The organism is Janthinobacterium sp. GW821-FHT03C10 (genome assembly GCF_059420865.1).
In genome coordinates this window covers 1,262,098-1,282,838 of record NZ_JBWKUN010000001.1, presented here as the reverse complement: position 1 = coordinate 1,282,838, position 20,741 = coordinate 1,262,098, and the positions used below count along the sequence as shown (strand labels likewise).

At 63.8% G+C, this 20,741-nt stretch carries 15 protein-coding genes; 11 read left to right on the top strand and 4 right to left on the bottom strand.

Annotation, left to right across the window (positions count from 1 at the left end):
• The first annotated feature begins 30 nt into the window (after window positions 1–30).
• Window positions 31–1,245: an MFS transporter gene (locus AC07VH_RS05460; RefSeq protein ID WP_494787047.1), complete on the top strand. Its 1,215-nt coding sequence runs from the start codon at window positions 31–33 to the stop codon at window positions 1,243–1,245.
• Between the two features lie 178 nt (window positions 1,246–1,423).
• Here the strand turns inward: AC07VH_RS05460 and AC07VH_RS05455 are convergent, their stop codons facing one another.
• The gene (locus AC07VH_RS05455; RefSeq protein ID WP_494787046.1) at window positions 1,424–2,107 is read right to left on the bottom strand and encodes a pentapeptide repeat-containing protein; all 684 of its coding nucleotides are present in this window, start codon (window positions 2,105–2,107) and stop codon (window positions 1,424–1,426) included.
• Between the two features lie 308 nt (window positions 2,108–2,415).
• Between AC07VH_RS05455 and alaC the strand changes: the two genes are divergently transcribed.
• The 4 genes from alaC (at window position 2,416) to AC07VH_RS05435 (ending at window position 8,851) form a co-directional block, all read left to right on the top strand.
• Window positions 2,416–3,633 (top strand): alanine transaminase, encoded by a 1,218-nt coding sequence (gene alaC, locus AC07VH_RS05450; protein ID WP_083287373.1) that lies wholly within the window; start codon window positions 2,416–2,418, stop codon window positions 3,631–3,633.
• Window positions 3,634–3,995: 362 nt separating this feature from the next.
• Entirely contained in the window at window positions 3,996–6,284 is a 2,289-nt protein-coding gene (metE, locus tag AC07VH_RS05445; RefSeq protein WP_494787045.1) for a 5-methyltetrahydropteroyltriglutamate--homocysteine S-methyltransferase, read from the top strand.
• A 238-nt stretch (window positions 6,285–6,522) separates the two neighbouring features.
• Window positions 6,523–7,017, top strand: coding sequence for a hypothetical protein (locus AC07VH_RS05440; RefSeq protein WP_494787119.1), 495 nt, complete (start codon window positions 6,523–6,525; stop codon window positions 7,015–7,017).
• A gap of 244 nt (window positions 7,018–7,261) precedes the next feature.
• The gene (locus AC07VH_RS05435) at window positions 7,262–8,851 is read left to right on the top strand and encodes an aspartate:alanine exchanger family transporter (RefSeq protein WP_494787044.1); all 1,590 of its coding nucleotides are present in this window, start codon (window positions 7,262–7,264) and stop codon (window positions 8,849–8,851) included.
• 12 nt (window positions 8,852–8,863) lie between these two features.
• On the opposite strand, the gene AC07VH_RS05430 is transcribed toward AC07VH_RS05435, so the two are convergent.
• Window positions 8,864–10,072, bottom strand: a complete 1,209-nt coding sequence (locus AC07VH_RS05430; RefSeq protein WP_494787043.1) for an MFS transporter — start codon at window positions 10,070–10,072, stop codon at window positions 8,864–8,866.
• A gap of 235 nt (window positions 10,073–10,307) precedes the next feature.
• Here AC07VH_RS05430 and AC07VH_RS05425 point away from each other — a divergent pair, with 235 nt between their 5' ends.
• The 6 genes from AC07VH_RS05425 to AC07VH_RS05400 all read left to right on the top strand — a co-directional run bounded on the left by AC07VH_RS05425 (window position 10,308) and on the right by AC07VH_RS05400 (window position 15,157).
• A complete protein-coding gene (locus AC07VH_RS05425) occupies window positions 10,308–10,895 on the top strand; it encodes a TetR/AcrR family transcriptional regulator (protein WP_070313517.1) in 588 nt (195 codons plus the stop codon).
• A gap of 430 nt (window positions 10,896–11,325) precedes the next feature.
• Window positions 11,326–11,676, top strand: a complete 351-nt coding sequence (locus AC07VH_RS05420; RefSeq protein WP_475414448.1) for a VOC family protein — start codon at window positions 11,326–11,328, stop codon at window positions 11,674–11,676.
• A 183-nt stretch (window positions 11,677–11,859) separates the two neighbouring features.
• Complete coding sequence (locus AC07VH_RS05415; RefSeq protein WP_494787042.1) at window positions 11,860–13,050, top strand: acyl-CoA dehydrogenase family protein; 1,191 nt, start codon at window positions 11,860–11,862, stop codon at window positions 13,048–13,050.
• 16 nt (window positions 13,051–13,066) lie between these two features.
• Window positions 13,067–14,212 carry an acyl-CoA dehydrogenase family protein gene (locus AC07VH_RS05410; RefSeq protein WP_494787041.1) on the top strand — a complete coding sequence of 382 codons (1,146 nt, stop codon included), beginning with the start codon at window positions 13,067–13,069 and terminating at the stop codon, window positions 14,210–14,212.
• Entirely contained in the window at window positions 14,209–14,697 is a 489-nt protein-coding gene (locus AC07VH_RS05405; RefSeq protein ID WP_494787040.1) for a MaoC family dehydratase, read from the top strand. The genes AC07VH_RS05410 and AC07VH_RS05405 overlap by 4 nt, the downstream gene beginning before the upstream one ends.
• Window positions 14,690–15,157 carry a MaoC family dehydratase gene (locus tag AC07VH_RS05400; protein ID WP_494787039.1) on the top strand — a complete coding sequence of 156 codons (468 nt, stop codon included), beginning with the start codon at window positions 14,690–14,692 and terminating at the stop codon, window positions 15,155–15,157. The genes AC07VH_RS05405 and AC07VH_RS05400 overlap by 8 nt, the downstream gene beginning before the upstream one ends.
• Before the next feature lie 74 nt (window positions 15,158–15,231).
• Here the strand turns inward: AC07VH_RS05400 and AC07VH_RS05395 are convergent, their stop codons facing one another.
• Window positions 15,232–16,155 carry a diguanylate cyclase domain-containing protein gene (locus AC07VH_RS05395; protein ID WP_494787038.1) on the bottom strand — a complete coding sequence of 308 codons (924 nt, stop codon included), beginning with the start codon at window positions 16,153–16,155 and terminating at the stop codon, window positions 15,232–15,234.
• Entirely contained in the window at window positions 16,152–20,603 is a 4,452-nt protein-coding gene (locus AC07VH_RS05390; RefSeq protein WP_494787037.1) for a PAS domain-containing protein, read from the bottom strand. Before AC07VH_RS05390 ends, AC07VH_RS05395 begins: the two co-directional genes overlap by 4 nt.
• Window positions 20,604–20,741: the final 138 nt, after the last annotated feature.

The following is a 20,741-nucleotide window of genomic DNA, read 5'->3' as shown; positions in this document are numbered from 1 at the left end:
GCGACATCCCTATCGAACCGAGGAAACAACATGAACAAGGCCTCATCTTCCGCTCCCCACGACATCGCACCGGCCATGGTGCTGCTGCTGGCCATCGCTTCCGGCCTGATCGTGGCGAATCTGTACTACGCGCAAACCCTCGTCGGGCCCATCAGCGCCTCGACGGGCTTGTCGGCCAAGGCGGCCGGGCTGATCGTCACCCTGACGCAAGTGGGCTATACCCTGGGCCTGCTGTTTGTCGTGCCGCTGGGCGACTTGCTGGAAAACCGCCGCCTGATCGTCACGGCCTTGCTGGTGACGGCCACGGCGCTCGTGGTGGCGGCCTTGAGTACAGGCGCCATCGTCTTCCTCGCTGCCGCGCTGGCCATCGGCCTCGGTTCCGTGGCGGCGCAAGTGATCGTGCCGTTTGCCGCCCATCTGTCGCAGGAAGCGACGCGGGGCCAGACGGTGGGCAAGGTGGTCAGCGGCTTGTTGCTGGGCATCATGCTGGCCCGTCCCGTGGCGTCATTGGTGGCCGCGCACGCCAGCTGGCACGTGGTGTTCGGCGGCGCCGCCGTGCTGATGCTGGCGCTGGCTGCCGTGCTGCGCCGTGCCTTGCCCGTGCGCCAGCCCGTGTCGAGCATGCGCTATCCTGCCCTGATGGCGTCGCTGTGGCATTTGCTGCTGGGCACGCCCGTGCTGCGCCGCCGCGCCGCCTATCACGCGGGCCTGTTTGGCGCCTTCAGCCTGTTCTGGACCGTCACGCCGCTGGTGCTGGCCAGCCCCGCGTTCGGCCTGTCGCAAACGGGCATCGCCATCTTCGCCCTGGTGGGCATGGCGGGCGCCGTCGCCTCGCCCATCGCGGGCCGCCTGGCGGACGCCGGCCACACCTTGCCGGCCACGGCCGCCGCGCTGGCGCTGGGCATCGCCGCGTTTGCCTTGCCCATGTTCGCCCCGGAATCGAAGCACGTGGCGCTGGGCTTGCTGGTGGTGGCGTCCATCGTGCTCGACATGGGCGTGGCGGCCAACCTGGTATTGGGCCAGCGCGCCATCTTCAGCCTGGGCGCGGAAGTGCGGGGCCGTTTGAACGGCCTGTATTTCGCGCTGTTCTTTGCCGGCGGTGCGGCCGGCTCGGCCATCGGTGCCTGGGTGTACGCCAGCTACGGCTGGCAGGCAACCTTGCTGGCCGGCATGGCATTTCCTGGCCTGGCCCTGCTGGTGTGGCTGGCAGAATTTTTACCGCTGGCTACGCGCCGCACGGCTTGAAACCCTGATGGCGCCTCATTATCACGAATTGAAATTTCTATCATCATGAAGATAAAGTGGCGTGATATGCCGCAATGCCGCAAGATGCACTTGTCTCCTCTATCTCCTCCAAGGAAATAGATTCAGCCCGCTTCCATAGCGGGCTTTTTTTTGTCTTTTCAGATTAAATCAATACCAATCAGATTACTACGAGATCGAGCGCCCGCATGAAGTTCGCCGCCTGCGCATGCGTGATGACGGCGCCTTTCAGCAAGGATGCTTCGCTCAGTTTGAAACCGTCGATGTCGGCGCCGCGCAAGTCCGCGCCCTGGAACTTCGCCAACTTGATGGTGGCGTTGCGCAGGCTGCCACCTTCGAAGACGGCCTCGCGGAAGTCGCAGCCGGCCAGGTAGGCGTCGGAAAAATCCAGCTGTTTTAATGTCGCCTTGCGGAACGAGAACCCGCGCAGGTCGGCGCCCACCAGCAGGCTGTCTTCGAACGTCAAGCCCAGGTGGGCCGCTTCCTCGAACGAGGCGCCCGTCAGCTTGCAGCCGCGGTAGGCGGCCGAGGCCAGCTTGGCGCGCCGCCATTTCGTGTTGTTCAGGTCGCAGCCTTCGAAACTGGCGTCGACGGCGTCGACGGATTCGAAGTCGGCGCTGCCCGCGCGGCAGCGGCGCCAGGTGCTGCGCGCAAGCTTGCTGGCAAACAAGTTGGTGTCGGCAAAGGTGCAGCGTTCAAAGGTGCAGCCCTGCAAATCGAGGCGCGACAAGTCTTCACCGTCAAAGGCGCAATCGATGAAGTGGTGCACAGGCAGGGCCAGCTGCTGCTCCATGCCGGCGCGGTCCAGGGTCATGCCAGTTACTGCGGTGTCGTGTGTTGCCATCCGTTTTTTTTCCTCATCAAAGCAGGGGAGGGATGGCGCGGCGGGAAGATGCACGAACCAGAACACCTCCCCTGCTGGTGTAACAGCCAAGGGTCAGCGCCGTGGGTCCGCGTGGGCGGGAGCATGCCGGACGGTGCCGGGCACTTACCGGGTTACCAACCGGTGCGCTCATTTTCGATCTGGGCGTATTGTAGCGTGTCCGAATCGGCCTTGCCAGTTCTTGCGAAGTCGGGTTAGTATCTTTGCAGGCGCAGCCACTGCGCCAACGTCGCTCGGACGGATCCGGGCGCTTACGTACAGAGATAACCATGACCGACAGCCAAGCTCCGCGCAGCTTTTCGCGCATCAATCGCCTTCCCCCCTACGTTTTCAACATCACCGCCGAACTCAAGATGGCCGCACGCCGCCGTGGCGAGGACATCATCGACATGTCGATGGGCAATCCCGATGGCGCCACGCCCGCGCACATCGTCGACAAGCTGGTCGAGACGGTGAAACGGCCCGACACGCACGGCTATTCCGCATCAAAAGGTATTCCGCGCCTGCGCCGCGCGATTGCGCACTGGTACAAGAAGCGCTACGAGGTCGACATCGACCCGGACAGCGAAGCCATCGTCACCATCGGCTCGAAAGAGGGACTGGCGCATTTGATGCTGGCGACGCTCGACCGGGGCGACACGGTGCTGGTGCCGAACCCCAGCTACCCGATCCATATCTGGGGCGCCGTCATCGCGGGCGCCGACATCCGCTCCGTGCGCATGGGGCCGGGCGTGGATTTCTTTGCCGAACTGGAACGGGCCATCCGCGAAAGCTACCCGAAGCCGAAGATGATGGTGCTGGGTTTTCCATCGAACCCCACGGCGCAATGCGTGGAACTGGAATTTTTTGAAAGAGTCGTGGCGCTGGCGAAACAGCACAATATCCTGGTGGTGCACGACCTGGCGTATGCCGACATCACCTTCGATGGCTGGAAGGCGCCGTCCATCATGCAAGTACCCGGTGCGCGCGACGTCGCCGTGGAATTTTTCACCATGTCGAAAAGCTACAACATGGCGGGCTGGCGCATCGGTTTCATGGTCGGCAACGCGGAACTGGTGGCGGCCCTGGCGCGCATCAAGAGCTACCACGACTATGGCAGTTTTACCCCGGTGCAAGTGGCGGCCATTGCCGCGCTGGAAGGCGACCAGAGCTGCGTGACGGAAATCTGCGCCCAGTATCAGCGCCGCCGCGACGTGCTGGTGAAAGGCTTGCATGAAGCAGGCTGGATGGTGGAAAAACCGAAGGCGTCGATGTATATCTGGGCGCATATCCCCGAGGCTTATCGTCACCTGGGCTCGCTGGAATTTGCCAAGCTGCTGTTGCAAAAGGCCAAGGTGAGCGTGTCGCCCGGCATCGGCTTCGGCGAGTACGGCGATGAATACGTGCGCTTCGCCCTGATCGAAAACGAGGCTCGCGTGCGGCAGGCGCTGCGCGGCATCAAGAATATGTTGCGTTCCGGCGACGGAAAGACGGAAGCGGCAGCATAAAAGTTGCTGCATAGAATTGTCTGTTGCCCCTAATATCACTGCTGTGTATTTCTGACATCACGAATATAAAGTGGTTTTATATGCTGCAACGCGGCATCATTCATCTGTCTCCTCTATCTTCCTCCAAGGAAATAGATTCAGCCCGCTCCCGCAGCGGGCTTTTTTTTGCCTGTCGTTTTGGCCCTCGCTTTCCGGCCGGCACGCTCGGCGAACGGGGCGGCCGGCTTCGCGCAGCATTGCCCGATGGATTGTTCGGCTACGGTTTCGCATGAATATTAATAATGGATGCATGAAGTTTTACCATTATTTTTCATGGATGAAAGCCTCTATGATGTCTCCATACTTCACTGGGAGGCACTACCATGACCGTCACGACACACAATCTGGGCTACCCGCGCATCGGCGCCAAACGCGAACTGAAATTCGCCCTGGAAGACTACTGGAAGGGCAAGAGCAGCCTGGCCGCGCTGGAAGGCCAGGGCGCCGAACTGCGCCAGCGCCACTGGCAAGACCAGCATGCGCTGGACCTGGTGCCCGTGGGCGACTTTTCCTTCTACGACCAGGTGCTGGATCTGAGTTTTACCTTGGGCAACTTGCCTCAGCGCGTGCGCGGCCTGGAAGGCGCCGCGCTCGACAACTATTTCCGCGTGGCCCGCGGCCGCTCGGCCAGCGACAGCGATTGCAGCTGCGTCCATGCCGGCGAAATGACGAAATGGTTCGACACCAACTATCACTACATTGTGCCGGAATTCGCGGCCGAGACACAATTCAAGCTCGACAGCAGCCGCCTGCTGCGGCAACTGGCGCAAGCGCGCCAGCCCGGCGTGAACGCCAAACCCGTGCTGATCGGCCCCGTCACCTATTTGTGGCTGGGCAAGGCCAAGGATGATTCCGACAAGCTGGCGCTGCTGCAAGGCTTGCTGCCCGTCTACGTGCAACTGCTGCAGGAACTGGCGGCCCAAGGCGTGGAGTGGGTGCAGATCGATGAGCCGATACTCGTCACGGAACTCGACGGCGCCTGGCAGCAGGCGCTCGTCACGGCCTACGATGCCTTGAGCAAGGTCAATCACGTCAAACTGCTGCTGGCCACGTATTTCGGCAAGCTGCAAGACAACCTGGCGCTGGCGTGCAAGCTGCCCGTGCAAGGCTTGCACCTCGATGCCGTCAACGCCCGCGATGAAGTGGAGCAAGTGATCGCCCAATTGCCCGCCACCAGCGTGCTGTCGCTGGGTGTGGTGAATGGCCGCAATATCTGGAAGACGGATTTGACGCAAGTGCTGGCGTGGCTGGAACCCGTGCACGCCAGCCTGCAAGACCGTTTGTGGATCGCCCCGTCGTGCTCGCTCCTGCACGTGCCCGTCGACCTGGACAGCGAACAAAAGCTCGACGCCGACATCCACTCCTGGCTGGCCTTCGCCCGCCAGAAACTCGATGAAGTGCACGCCATCGCCGGCGCCCTGAACCATGGCCGCGCCTCCGTGCAAGCGGCGCTGGACGCCAATCATGCAGCCGTGCAAGCGCGCCGCCAGTCGCCGCGTGTGCATAATCCGCAAGTGAAAGCGGCCGTGGCGTGCATAGCCGCCAGCATGGGCCGGCGCGTAAGCGGCTATGCGGAGCGTGCCGCCAAGCAAGCTGCACTGCTGCAACTGCCCCTGTATCCGACGACGACCATCGGCTCCTTCCCGCAAACGGCGGAAATCCGCCAGGCGCGCAGCCAGTTCCGCAGCGGCCAGCTGAATGAAGCCAGTTACAAAAAACTGATGCAGGCGGAAATCGCCCATTGCGTGCAGGAACAGGAAACGCTGGGCCTGGACGTCTTCGTGCACGGCGAGGCGGAACGCAACGACATGGTGGAATATTTCGGTGAACAGCTCGACGGCTACGCCTTCAGCCAGTTCGGCTGGGTGCAATCGTACGGTTCGCGCTGCGTCAAGCCGCCCATCCTGTTCGGCGACATCAGCCGCCCGCGCGCCATGACGGTCGAGTGGAGCACCTACGCCCAGTCGCTGACGGGCAAGCCGATGAAAGGCATGCTGACGGGTCCCGTCACCATCCTGAACTGGTCCTTCGTGCGCGACGACCAGCCCCGCAGCGTGTCGTGCCACCAGCTGGCGCTGGCCATGCGCGCCGAGGTGCAGGACCTGGAGCGGGCCGGCATCCGCGTGATCCAGATCGACGAGGCGGCACTGCGCGAAGGCCTGCCACTGCGTCAATCCCAGTGGGCCGACTACCTGCGCTGGGCCGTGGAATCGTTCCGCATCACGGCCAATGGCGTGGCCGACGAGACGCAGATCCACACGCATATGTGCTATTCGGAATTCAACGACATCATCGCGCAGATCGCGGACATGGATGCGGACGTCATCACGATCGAAACCTCGCGCTCCGACATGGAATTGCTGGACGCCTTCGACGATTTCAATTATCCGAATGACATCGGCCCCGGCGTCTACGACATCCACTCGCCCAACATCCCGAGCCAGGAACAGATGGTGGCATTGATGCGCAAGGCAGCCGAACGCATTCCCGCGCGGCGCCTGTGGGTCAACCCCGATTGCGGCCTGAAGACGCGCGGCTGGAAGGAAGTGATTCCCGCGCTCGCCAACATGGTGGCGGCAGCGAAAACCTTGCGTGCCGATAACGTCGCCTGAGGACGGCAGGGGAGAGGGCAGATATAGGGAATAGCTATTTCTGTCATCACAACATGCAATTGGATTTATATGTTGCGACGCGGCATCATGCACCTGTCTCCTCTACTTCCTCACAGGAATTAGATTCAGCCCGCTCCCGCAGCGGGCTTTTTTTTTGCCGTTGCACCTTATCGCGCGGGTCGCCACGGCTGCATCGCTTAAGATACCCTTGCTAAACCATGCACAAGGAGACAAGTTGATGACACCTTTGTTTTACGCAGCCGGCATGCTGGCGCTGATGGCGCTCGGCGCATGCTCGGAGGAGCGGCATCCGCTTGATCGCCACTTGGGCCAGTTGCGTCCGGAGACGGTCGCCGCGCTGCCCGATATGGGGTGGCCGCCCGGCACGCTGCTGTGCCCGCTGACCATGTATCAGAGCGAGCTGCCCGGTTCGGCGCCTCCTGCGGACAGGGTCAACGCCTTCCTTAAGCAAAAGCAATTCCTGGGGGATGAAGGCCTTTGGTCGCTCATCGTTGTCAAACCGATGCCCGAAGGGGACGCCGGCATCGAACAGTTGCTTTTCAAGCGCGCGGACTATGACGTGTTCAATGAGCCGGAAATGCTCAAGCGCGATGGAGGGACATTGCCGACGGGGTTTGTGCCGCAGACTTGCGTATCGGTGGAACGCGCCCGCGTGCTGGTCACTCGCCCGCAAAGATCGGATCGAACGCTGATCGTTTTTGGCGCGGCCTGAACGAGATATTGATAGACGCTATTTCTGTCATCACAACATGCAATTGGATTTGTATGTTGCGACGCGGCATCATTGCACCTGTCTCCTCTACTTCCTCACAGGAATTAGATTCAGCCCGCTCCCGCAGCGGGCTTTTTTTTGCCCGTTTTTAAGGCGCAAACCTGCGCACGCTTGCTTGTCATCATCGCCATCGTGTTGCTTTTGTGCATGCTAAACTGGGCCTTCCCCAGACCAAGGTTGCCCGATGCTTCAATTATTTCGCCACACGCTGGAGTCCACGCCCATCCTCGCCCTGTTTCTCGTCATCGGCGCCGGTTATGCGCTGGGGCGCATCAGCGTGTTCGGCTTTTCGCTGGGCGTGGGCGGCGTGCTGTTCGCGGGGCTGGCGCTGGGCGCATTTGCTCCCGGTTCCGTGCCGCCGCCCATGGTCGGCTCGATCGGTCTGCTGCTGTTTCTGTATGGCATAGGCGTGCAGTACGGCGTGCAGTTCTTCGCCGGCTTGCGCGGGGCGGGGCAAAAACACAATCTGATCGCCTTTGCCGCCGTCATGGGCGGCCTGGCCGTGTCCGTCTGGGGCGGGCAGTGGATCGATATCTCGCTGCGCATGGCCAGCGGCGTGTTTGCCGGCGCCATGACCAGCACGGCGGCCCTGCAGGCGGCGCTGGAAGCGTCGCACGGCAATGGCGACGCGGCCGTCGGCTATGCGGTGGCGTATCCGTTCGGCGTCGTCGGTCCCATGCTGGGCCTGTACCTGGCCGGGCGCATCCTGAAACCTGTGCTGACGCCGCCGCCGGCGCCCATCGTCGTGTCCGAAATTACCATTGACGAAGCGAAACTGGCGGGCGCGGCCCTGTCCGAACTGGCCGACGGCCCGCTGGCCGGCGTGCAAGTGATCGGCGTGCGCCAGGGCCACCAGAACCGCTTGCCCGATCCTGGCCTGGTGCTTGGCGTGGGCGACGCGCTGATGGTGTCGGGCACGGTGGCGGGCGTGGAAGCGGCGCGCACGGCGCTGGGCCACCTCGACCCGGGGCGGCTGATGAAGGACCGCAGCACGTTCGACGGCACGGAAGTGTTCGTGTCGGACGCGGAAATCGTCGGCGTGCCCCTGGGCGAGCTGAACCTGTCGAAAGACTTTCCGCTGCAGATCGCCTTCATCCGCCGCGGCGACGCCATGATTTTGCCGCACCCGTTCCTGACCCTGGAATTTGGCGACAGGGTGATGGCTATTGCGCCAGCGAAACATGCGGCCGACGTGCGCAAGCTGTTCGGCAATTCCATCACGGCCACGGCCGAGTTCAGCTATGTGTCGCTGGGCATGGGCATGGTGCTGGGCGTGCTGCTGGGCCTGGTGCCCATCCCCTTGCCGTGGATAGGCTCGTTCAGCCTGGGCCTGGCCGGCGGTCCGCTGGTGATGGCGCTGATCCTGGGACGGCTGGGCAGGGTGGGCAAGATCAGCTGGCGCCTGCCCCTGTCGGCCAACCTGGTCATGCGCAACTACGGCTTGACGATTTTCCTCGCCTCCGTCGGCATGGCCTCCGGCTTGCCGTTCGTGCAGCAGGCGGGCGCCGACGGCTTGCCCATGCTGGCGCTGGGGGCCGTCACGGTGCTGGTGGTGGTGGCCCTCGTGGTGATTTTGGGTAAGGTCTTCCTGCGCCTGCCGTTTCCCGAGTTGCTCGGTATCGCGGCCGGCGCCACGGGCAACCCGGCCGTGCTGGTGTTCGCCAACCGGCTAGCCAAATCGGACCGCCCGAACCTCGGCTACGCGATGATTTTCCCCAGCATGACCATCGTCAAGATCGTCGCCGTGCAGGTGTTGCTGCATTTGTATGGCTGATGGCGGCAAGAGTCAATCTCGTGCAGGGCCAAGTTGTTTGTTGGCATTAACAAAGTGGATGCCAAAAGCCAGCAGCAAAGCAGCAGCGGCGAAACCTGCGGCAAGCCAGAGGTTGGCCGAGAGGCCCAGCCTGTCCACGGCTTGACCGCCGGCCCACGCCCCGAGCGCAATGCCGATATTGAAGACTCCCACATACAGCGCGGCGACGATCTCCACGGCCCCGGGCGCCGCCTTCAGCATCAAGGTCATCAGGCCGACCGATACGCCGCCGTAGGCCAGTCCCCAAGCCAGCAACACCACGCCGCCAGCGATGCTGGAGTCGCCGACAGCCAGAAACAGCAGTGGCGTGAGCAGCAGGCCGCCCGCGATGGCGACGATGGTTGGCGCTGCGCGCCGCGCCGCAACGCCGCCGGCCAGGAAGTTGCCAATGATGCCCGCGAAGCCATAGGAAAACAGCAGTGTGCCCAGCCATTGCGCATCAAACCCCGACATCGACAGCAGCAGCGGGCGCACGAAGGTAAAGGCCGTGAAATGGCTGCTTACAAGCAACAGGGTCAGGAGCAGCCCCGCCTGCAACTGCCGGTTGTGCAACTGTTTGCCGAATTGGCGCAAGGTCGTCGAACCGGCAGCGGGCAGGGCGGGAATGACAGCCAGATGCAGCACCAGTACCAGGCCGCTGAACAGCGCCATGGCGCCGAAGGCCCAGCGCCATCCTGCAAGGTCGCCGATTTGTGCGCCTAGCGGCACACCCAGCACGGAAGCGGCCGCCACGCCACCGAAGATAATCGACGTTGCGAGGCCGATCGAGCGGGCAGGAACAAGCCGGGACGCCAGACCGCCGGCGATGGCCCAGATTCCGCCCATGCAAAAACCGACGAGAACACGTGCCGCCAGCATCCACGCCATGTTCTGCGCCAGAGCCGAGGCTATGTTTGCGAGCAACAATAGAGTGAGCAAGCCACAGAGAATTGTGCGCCGGTCCAGGTTTCCCGAGACGATCACGACCAGCGGCGCGAACAAGGCCGCCAGCAATGCTGGCAGCGAGATCATCAGCCCGGCGGTTCCGGTGGAGGTGCCCAGGGTGTCAGCGATCGGCGTCAACAGGCCGACCGGCAGCATTTCCGTCGTCACGACCGAAAAGGTGGCCATGCCGACCGCGCTGACCGCCAGCCACGGGTGGCGGACAGCTGTTTCTGCGGCAGCGTAGGGGGACGTACTCATGGTGCATATCCTTCATTTGATCATTCGAAAACGGCTTATGCCGGTAAAGGCGGCGTCGGACCGCTGCTATGCAGTGGCAGCGCATGCCAAAGGGGATCGATATCGGTCCCTGCATGCGATGCTTGCAGCGGAGACGCGTCCCAGTGATAATACATACATCGCGTATGAATAGTATATATTCATACGCACTGTATGTAAACAATCATACGTTATGTATGTATGTAAGGAGAAAGCAATGGTTCGCCGCACGCGTGTGGAGATGGAAGAAACCCGAGCATCGTTGCTGGCTACCGCCCGCACAGTGTTCAGCGAGCGCGGTTATGCCGATACGTCAATGGACGACCTCACCGCGCAGGCAGGACTGACGCGTGGTGCGCTGTATCATCACTTCGGCGATAAGAAGGGCTTGCTGCTGGCGGTGGTAGAGCAGATCGACGCGGAAATGGATGGTCGCCTGCAAAGCATCTCCGACAGCGCTGGCGATCTGTGGGAAGGCTTTCGCCATCGCTGCCGTGCCTATCTGGAGATGGCCTTGGAGCCTGAAATTCAGCGCATTGTTTTACGCGATGCCAGGGCGGTGCTGGGGGGCGCTTCACCGGACTCGCAGCGTCATTGCCTCGAGTCGATGCAAGGGCTTATCCGCGAGCTGATTCATCAAGGCATTGTGGCCGACACTTGCCCAGAGGCATTGGCTTCGATGATCTACGGCAGTCTGGCAGAAGCGGCGTTCTGGATCGCCGACGGTGACGAAGGCAATGCGCGCTTGATAAAAGGAGTTGCGGCATTGGAATTGCTTCTACGTGGGCTGTTACTAAAGAGGTAATCGTGAAAAGTGGCAATCTCGTCAGAAGTGGACATTTCCGTAGTACCCTTGAGGTTAATTTTATTGCAATCATATGAAACCTTGGATGACTGAAGCCAAACCAGTTTCGTTGCTGAATGTAGAGCTTTGCTTTCTCTTGAAGAAAGAGTTCTATTTCGGTCCGGACAGACATGCAGGCGTGGACACGTCAACATGTACACAGTGACTTCAGCTGCCTTCATTTCCACGGTCTGAACCATCCATGGTGCTAACGTCCGAACTTGGCGGACGAGAGGGCGAGTTGGCTGCCTACTACCGGCAGGTGGTGGAATTGGCCATCCGCCATGGAATGAATTTCAATTCGATTCGCCACCACTTCTGGGTGCGGTTGTGGATGTGGAATGGCAGGGGTGAGCTTTGAAGGGTTCAATCATTAACACGGAGGAAAAACATGCAAGTCAAGCGTATCGTTGCCAATGTCCCCGTGTCGGATCCGGGCCTGGCGCGGAGGTTTTACCAGGAGGTGCTGGGCCTGAGCCTGCTGATGGACCACGGCTGGATCATGACGTATGGTGCGCAAACCGAGATGAGTGTTCAAGTGAGCTTCGCCACGCAAGGGGGCTCGAACACGGCCGTGCCAGACCTGTCGATTGAAGTCGATGACGTGGATGCCGCATTTGCACGCATGGTTGCTGCAGGGTTTGCCATCGAGTATGGGCTGAGCGATGAACCCTGGGGCGTCAGGCGCTTTTTCGTGCGCGACCCTTTTGGCAAACTCATCAATATTCTGTCGCACGCATAAGCGAGATGCCGACGGCGGCTTCGGGCCGCCAGCCGGCCAATGCCACCCGGCGCCGGCCTGCGTAAAAGGGCTGGCGCCGCTCCCAATCTGTTGTACAATCCTTGAGAACGGTCGTGCTTTTTTGTGCGCTGAGCTTCCTTGCGTGCAGTTATCACGGCAACCGACAAGAACAAGGAGACAGACATGGACCTGCATTACACGGCCGTGGAGACGGCGTTCCGCGACACGGTGCGCGCCTTCCTCGACACCCATCTGCCGGCGGACTTGCAGCGCAAGGTGCGCCAGCATCTGCGCCTGAACCGCGATGACTATGTGCGCTGGCACAAGATTGTCGCGCAGCAAGGCTGGGCCGCGCCGGCCTGGCCCGTCGAATACGGCGGCACGGGCTGGACGTCCGTGCAGCGCCATATCTGGGAAGAGGAGTGCGCGCGCGCCGCCACGCCCCCGATTTTGCCTTTCGGCATCAACATGGTGGCGCCCGTCATCATGGCCTTCGCCAACGCCGAACAAAAGGCATATTACTTACCGCGCATCTTGAATTGCGACGACTGGTGGTGCCAGGGCTACTCCGAGCCCGGCGCCGGTTCCGACCTCGCCTCCCTGAAAACCACGGCCGAGCGCGACGGCGACCACTACATCGTCAACGGCCAGAAAACCTGGACGACGCTGGGCCAGCACGCGGACATGATCTTTTGCCTGGTGCGCACGGATAGCACGGTGCGCAAGCAGGAAGGCATCAGTTTCTTGCTGATCGACATGAAAACGCCGGGCATCACCGTGCGCCCCATCATCATGCTCGACGAAGAACACGAAGTGAACGAAGTCTTTTTTGATAATGTGCGCGTGCCCGTCAGCAATCTGGTCGGCCAGGAAAACAAGGGCTGGACCTACGCCAAGTATCTGCTGGGGCACGAGCGCACGGGCATCGCCGCCGTGGGCCGCTCCAAGCGCGAGCTGACTTTTCTCAAGCAGCTTGCCATGCAGCAGACCAAGCGCGGCGCGCCGCTGCTGCACGATGCCGCGTTTGCGGCCAAGGTCGCCACCCTGGAAATCGAATTGATGGCGCTGGAAATGACGGTCTTGCGCGTCATCAGCGAAGAGGGCAAGGGGCCGGGGCCGCAGGCGTCGATGCTGAAGGTGCGCGGTTCGGAACTGCAGCAGCAGCTGACGGAACTGATGGTGGAAGCTATCGGCCCGCAAGCCTTGCCATTCGACCCGGCATTTCTCGAAGGCAGCGCGCCGCACAGCAGCGCTGGCGACGACCTGGCCGCGCCGCTGGCCGCGTACTACTTCAATTACCGCAAGACATCGATCTATGGCGGCTCGAATGAAATCCAGAAAAACATCATCACGCAGATGATCCTGGGCCTGTAAGCCAGAAGGAGACGACATGGACTTCCAATTCAATCAGGAACAGCAGCAATTCGCCGACGCGCTCCGGCGCTGGGTCGACAAGGATTACCCGTTTGAGATGCGGCAAACCATCATCCATTCCGCCACCGGCACGTCCGATGCGGCCTGGGCCACCCTGGCCGAGCTGGGCATGACGGCCTTGCCTCTGCCGGCCGGCGTGGGCGGTTTCGACGGCACGGCCGTCGATATGCTGCTGGTGATGCAGGAACTGGGGCGCGGCCTGGTGGTCGAACCATACCTGGCTACCGTGCTGGGCGCGCGTTTTTTGACCCTGGCGGGCGGCCACGACGCCGTGCTGGAACAGGTCGCCAGCGGCAGCCTGAAGCTCGCGTGCGCGCTCGGTGAACGCCAGTCGCGCCACGACCTGCACGATATCGCCACCACGGCCATCGCCAGCGGCGACGGTTTCGTGCTCGACGGCGAGAAGACCGTCGTCATCCATGGCGCCCAGGCGGGCGCGCTGATCGTCTCGGCGCGCAGCGGCGGCGGCCAGATGGACACGGACGGCATTTCGCTGTTCCTCGTGCCCGTTGACGCGCCCGGCGTTTCCGTGCGCGACTACCGCACCATCGATGGCCAGCGAGCCGCCACCGTGACCTTCGTGCAAGTGGTGCTGGGGCACGATGCGCTGGTCGGACAAAAGGGACAGGGCTGGACCGTGCTCGATGCCGCACTCGACTATGGCGCCGCCCTGCTGTGTGCGGAAGCCGTGGGCGCCATGGATGCCATCTTTGCCGCCACGCTCGACTACTTGAAGACGCGCCAGCAGTTCGGCGCGCCGATCGGCAAGTTCCAGGCCTTGCAGCATCGCATGGCCGACATGTTCATCCACCTGGAGCAGGCCCGTTCGATGGCCATGCTGGCCGCCGCCAAGGCCGATAGCGAGGACGCGTCTGAGCGCCGCCGCACGGTTTCGGCCGCCAAGGCGCGCGTAGGCCTGGCCGCCACCTTTGTCGGCCAGCAAGCCGTGCAATTGCATGGCGGCATGGGCGTGACGGACGAATTGCCCGCCGCCCATCATTTCAAGCGCCTCTCCATGATCGCCCTGACCCTGGGCGACGTGGACCATCACATCGAGCGCTTTATCGCCCAGCCGGGCTTCTTGCCGACGGAGACCGCATGACCGCATTGACCGGAATCAGCCCCAAGCACTGGTATTTCGAAGACTTTACGCAGGGCCTGGAAATCGACCTGGGCCAGCGCCACGTGACGGAGGCGGAAATCATCGCCTTCGCCACGGATTTCGACCCGCAGCCGTTCCACGTCGATCATGCGGCGGCGGAAAAAACCATCTTCAAGGGCGTCATCGCCAGCGGCTGGCATACCTGCGGCATGATGATGCGCCTGGTGGTGGATAACCTGCTCAAGCATTCGTCCAGCATGGGTTCGCCCGGCCTGGACAGCATCCGCTGGCTCAAACCCGTGCGCGCGGGCGACACCCTGCAGCTGACCTACCAGGTCAAGGAAGTGCGCCCGTCCACGTCGAAGCCGGATCGCGGCATCGTCATTTCCGTATGGAGCGTGCGCAACCAGCATGGCGACGTGGTGACCACCGTCGAGGGCATGGGCATGTTCGGGCGCCGTCCGGCAGGAGAGCACCATGCGTGATATCGCCGGCATCGCCGGTTTCCAGGCATTGGCGGGTCAGCACGTGGCCGTTTCCGACTGGCTCACCATCACGCAGCAGCGCATCGACACCTTTGCCGACGCCACGGACGACCATCAGTGGATCCACGTGGACGCCGAGCGCTGCGCACGCGAGTCGCCGTACGGCTGCACCGTGGCGCACGGTTTTCTGACCTTGTCCCTGTTGCCGGCCATGCTGCAGGGTGCGCTGCACATGGCCGGCATCCGCATGGCCATCAATTACGGCCTGAACAAGGTGCGCTTTCCCGCCCCCGTGCCCGTCGGCAGCCGCCTGCGCGCGCGGCTCGACATCCTGTCCGTCGAGGACCTGCCGGAAGGCGCGCAAGTGAACTGGGCCGTCACCATGGAGAGGGACGGCGACACGAAACCCGTGTGCGTGGCGGAATTTCTGATGCGCTGCTATCCCTTAGCTGCAAGCTGAGCCCACATCGTAGGTCGGCGTAGGTCGGTTTAGCCCGCAGGGCGTAAGCCGACGCAGGTGCGCGCGCCTCCTCTTTACTCCTCCTCCGACGCGCAATACCTGTCCCGCCCCGTCTGCTTGGCGCGGTACAGCAGGGCGTCGGCGGCGCGGATCAGGGCGCTGGGATCCATGCCTTCGGTGGGCATGACGCTGGCCATGCCCAGGCTGACGCTGACGTGCGGGCCGACGCTGGACCTGGCGTGGGGAATTTCCAGCGTGCGCACTTCGTCGAGGATGCGCTGGGCCACCACTTCGGCGCCGTCGCGCGTTTCCTGCGGCAGCAGGATGATGAATTCCTCGCCGCCGTAGCGCGCCAGCAGGTCGGGCGGGCGCACGGCGCAGCGGCGCAGGGCGGCGCTCACCTGCTGCAGGCACAGGTCGCCCGCCTGGTGGCCATACGTGTCGTTGTAATCCTTGAAGTGATCGATATCGGCCATGATCAGGGCCATCGGCACGCCGTCGCGCGCGCAGCGCCGCCATTCGCTGTCCATCGTGTCGTTGAAGCTGCGCCGGTTGGCCACGCCCGTCAACGAGTCCGTCAGCGACAGTTCGCGCATGGCGTCGGCCTGCCGCTTGATGGTCAGCTGGCTGCGCACGCGGGCCCGCACGACGGCCGCGTTGAACGGTTTCGTGATGAAATCGACGGCGCCCGCTTCCAGCGCCCGCGTCTCATCCTCGGGCTGGTTCAGGGCCGTGACGAAAATGACGGGAATGGCGCTCAGGATGGCCGATTCGCGCAGCGCATTGCAGACGGCATAGCCATCCATACCGGGCATGACGGCGTCGAGCAGGATCAGGTCCGGCAGCTGATTATGCGCAATCTCCAGCGCCTTTTCTCCGCTCAGGGCGAACAGCACATCGTGTTCCTCGCGCAGCAGCTGGTGCAGGATCTGGATGTTTTCCATGGCGTCATCGACGATGAGGATGCGCCCGTTCATGGCAAGGTTGGTCCAGCTCACTTGTTTTCCTCTCGTTTCAGCTGGTCGAGCACGAGTTTTTCCGCTTCGGAAAAATCCAGTGTCTCGACCGCGTTGGCCAGCGCCAGGGCCGCTTCCCGGTCTGACTGTTGTAGCGCGGCGTGCAGGGCGTGGAATTGCGCCAGCGCCCTCAGATTATTGTTGCGGATCAGGACGAGCAGCTCGGTCAGGCCGGCGCGCAGGTCGACTGGCGCGCTGCCGGGCGCGGCCGCAGCGAGTTGGCTGCGCCGCAGGGGCGAGGGCAGGGTGCGCGCCGCTTCGATGACTTCCGCCATCGCCAGTTCCAGCTGTCCCAGCAAGGCGGCAGCGGCGTGCGATTGCCCCGTTTTCAGCGTCTTTTCCGCCTCGCCGGCCAGGCTGGCGACGTGGGCGGCGCCCAGGTTGGCCGCCACGCCGCAGACGCGGTGCAGCAGTTGCGCCGCCTGCCGCGTCTGGCCGGCGGCCAGCAGGCGCCGGGTGTCCACGACGGCGTCGCCTTGCGAATTCTCAAAGCGTTTGAGCAGGGCCAGGAAGGCGCCGTAATCGCCGCCGAAGCGGTGCAGGGCCGCTGCCAGGTCGATGCCGGGCACCGCGGCCGGCAGGTCCGGCGTCAGCGTGGCGGCATCGCCCGCCTGCACGGCGCCGTCGCCGCCACCCGGGTGCGCGGGCACCAGCCGGGTCAGGGTCAGGATCATCTCGTCGACATCGATGGGCTTGGCCACGTGCGCATTCATGCCGCTGGCGACGGCGCGCAGGCGGTCTTCGTCCATGGCGTTGGCCGTCATGGCGACGATGGGCAGGTCCGGCAAGCCCAGTGCGCGGATGGCCAGGGTGGCGTCATAGCCATTCATGACGGGCATCTGCAAATCCATCAGCACCACGTCCCAGGCTTGCGGGGTTTGCGCCAGCAGGTCGACGGCCAGCTGGCCGTTGGCGGCCACGGCCACGCGCGCGCCCGAGTGCAGCAGGATGTACTGCGCCACTTCCTGGTTGATTTCATTGTCTTCCACCAGCAGTACGCGCATGCCTTCCAGCAATCCCGACAGGGGCGTGGAAACGGGCAGCGCGGACGGTGCGTTGCGCCCGTTGCGCCCGTCGCGCACGGCCGTCACGGCCGCCAGCAGGCGCGCCGGGGTGGCCGGTTTCGAGACGATGCCGGACAACATCAGGCTGTCGGCCAGGCGTTCGAGGTTTTCGCTGTCCTGGTCGGCCACCAGCATGATCACGGGCGGCAGCGCCAGGTGCGCGCCAGCGCGCGCCTCGGTGAGCATGGAAATGCCATCCATGCCCGGCATGGCCGCGTCGAGCAGCACGAGGTCTGCCGCCGGCGCGCCGCCGGCGTGAGCCCGTAGCAGCGCCAGGCCGGCCGCGCCGCTGTCGGCGCTGCGGCTGTGCCAGCCCTGCGCCGCGCACCAGCCTTCCAGCATGGCGCGCACGCTGGCGTTGTCGTCGATGATCAGCAGCGTCAGATCCCTGGGCGCGGCCTTGCCCGGCGGCTCGGGCGGCGGCGCCACCTTGCCGAAGCGGCAGCTGAAGCGGAAGTCGGAACCCTGGCCCAGCGCGCTTTTCACGCTGAGCTGGCCGCCCATCAATTCCACCATGCGCCGGCAGATGGCCAGCCCCAGTCCCGTGCCGCCGTATTTGCGGCTGGTGCCGCTGTCGCCCTGGGAAAACGCGTCGAAGATGCGCTCCTGCTCGGCCGCGCCGATGCCGATGCCCGTGTCGCGCACGGAAAACTCGAGCGTCGCGCTGGCCGCATCCTCGGCCACCATGGCGATGGCCAGCACCACTTCGCCATGCGCGGTGAATTTGACGGCGTTGCCCACCAGGTTGATCAGGATCTGTTCCACGCGCAGGGCGTCGCCGATCAGTTCATCGGGCACGCCCGGGTCGAGCACGAACACGGGCTCCACGCCGCGCGCCCAGGCGCTGCTGGCCAGCAAGACGCCGACGCTGCCCAGCATGCGTTCGAGCTGGAAGCGGCGCTGTTCCAGCACCATCTGTCCCGCCTCGATCTTGGAAAAATCGAGCACGTCGTTGACGATGTGGAGCAGCGACTGCGTGGCCATCTGGATCTTGCCGACGTAGCTGCGCTCGCGCCGTTCCAGCGGCGACTCTTCCAGCAGGCGCGCCAGGCCGATGATGGCGTTCATCGGCGTGCGGATTTCATGGCTCATGTTGGCGACGAATTCGCTCTTCGCCGTGCTGGCCGCCTCGGCCTTGTCGCGCGCGCGCACCATTTGCTCGTTGAGTTCGTGCAGGCGCAATTCCGTGCGCTTGAGTTCGGAGACGTCCGAGGCCAGCACGAAGAAGCCGCGCACGCCGCCGCTGTCGTCGACGTCGGGGATGTAATTGGTCCACGTATGGCAGACCTGGCCCGTGGGGTCGAGCAGGTCGCGCTCGAAGCTTTGCGGCCGGCCCGCCAGCACGCCCTCGACGTGGGGCGCATACACATCGAACAGTTCCTGCCCCAGCAATTCGCGCATGTGGATGCCGGCCAGCTCGGCGCTGCTGCGGCCAAACCATTCATTGTAGAAATTATTTGCGAATCGGCAACGCAAGTCGGCGCCCCAGTACGACACCATGCCGGGCAGGTTGTCGGTGACGGTGCGGATGAAGCGCTCGCTCTGTTCCAGGCGCAAGGTGGTGGCGTGCAGCACCTCGGTGGCGCGCTTGCGTTCCGTGATGTCGATCGATACCCCCAGCACGTGGCTGGCACGTCCCGCGTCGTCGCGCAGCACCACCTTGCGCGTGGTGAAGTGGCGCGTGGTGCCGTCGGCCGTGTTGATCGGCTCCTGCTCGATTTCCACCATCTGCCCCGTGGCCAGCAGCTTGCGGTCGGCGCTGACGAAGGCGGCGGCCTGCTGCGGCGGGAAGAAGTCATGGTCCGTCTTGCCCAGCAATTGCTCGCGCGAGCGTCCCAGGGTCAGTTCCGCGTGGCGGTTGATCATTTCAAAGCTCAGCTTGTCGGCGCGCTTGACGAAGACCATGGCCGGGATGTTTTCGATGATGGTGCCGAACAGGTGTTTCGAGCGGCGGAATTCCGCTTCGCTGCGCTTGCGTTCGCTAATGTCCAGCCACAGGCCCGACACGCCCAGCAACTGCTGCTCGGGGCCGAAAATCGGGTGATACGAGACGATCCAGTGGCTCAGCTGCTCGCGCTGCCGCCCGCAATGGCCCTGCAATTCGAGGTCGACGATGGGCGATCCCGTCTCGAGCACCTGGCGCACGCAGCGTTCCACCTCCTTGCGCACGGTGTCGTCGAACAGCATGGCGCCCACGGGACGGCCCAGATGCTGGGCCACGCTGGCTCCGTTGATGGCGGCCAGGTAGTGGTTGATCATGACGATGCGCAAGTCCAGGTCCACGAACAGCATGCCGATGGGCGCCGTCGCGTAGACGGTTTCCAGCAGGCGCGTGGATTTTTCCAGGGCCAGGGTGCGTTCGTCCACCAGGCTTTCGAGCTGCGTGCGGTGGCGCCGCAAGTCGCGTTCCAGCGCGCCCAGGGCGGCTGCCATGTCGGCCGATTCGCGGTCCGCGTGGCGGTTCGAGAGCAGGGGCTTGCCTTGCGCCAGCGCGTGGATCTGCAGGGTCAGTTCCTGCAGGGTGTGGGCCAGGCGGCCGCCGACGCGCCAGGCCAGGGCAAAGCCGGCGCCCAGCAGCAGGGCCAGGATGAGGGAACCCGTGACGACGGAGCGCAGCAGGGCTTCGGCCACCGTGCTGGTGCGTATGGTGACGGCCACCGTCCAGGCATCGTCCGGCGCGCGGCGAAAGCCCGTATACACGTCGATGCCTTCCAGGGTGGCATGGCGCAGCACGCCTTCGCGCGCCTGGCGTATCTGCTCCAGCAGGGGCGCCGCGCTGCGCTGGCCCACGTAGCGTTGCGGCGCCAGCGTGCGCGCCACGTTGATGCCGTCCGCATTGACGATGGCCGCGCCCAGGTAGGCCGGCAGGTGCAGCTCACGCAGCAGCAAGGGCAGGTAGTCGGGACGGTACAGCGCCGTCAGCACATAGGTGGGACCTGTATCGCGCGGCAAGGGTTGGTTCAGGGCCAGCCGCGGCACCTCGTCCGGCTCCATGAGCAGGCTGGTCAGCCGAGGCTTGCCGTAGTCGCGCGCGCGCTCCATGCTGGCCGCCCATTTTTGCGGCAAGGGGGGCGGCGCCTGGCCGGCGGGCAAGGCTGTATTGACCAGCTGGCGTCCCTTGGCGTCGGAGATGATGTAGGCGCTCACGGCCCGGCCCGGCTGCAGCAGGCTGCCGGCCAGCGCGCGCAGGGCGCCGATATCGTCATCTTGCAGGGCGGGCGAGGCGGCCAGGATGCGCGCGGCCATCTGCGCGCCGCTCAGGTCGCGTTCGATGGCGGCGGCGACCGCCCGTGCCGCCTGCGCCGTTTCGCTGACGACATGGCCGCGTTCGCGCGTGTAGCTTTGCGCCATGAGCAGCAGAAACACGAGTGCCGTCGGAATGACCCAGGCGAACACCAGCCATGAAATTCTTGAGCGTATCGAAGGCAAATCTTGCACCCGGAAAGCTCCCAGAATGGATGAGTCGACAGGCAGGCTCACGCTGGCGCTGGCTGACCTTGAATG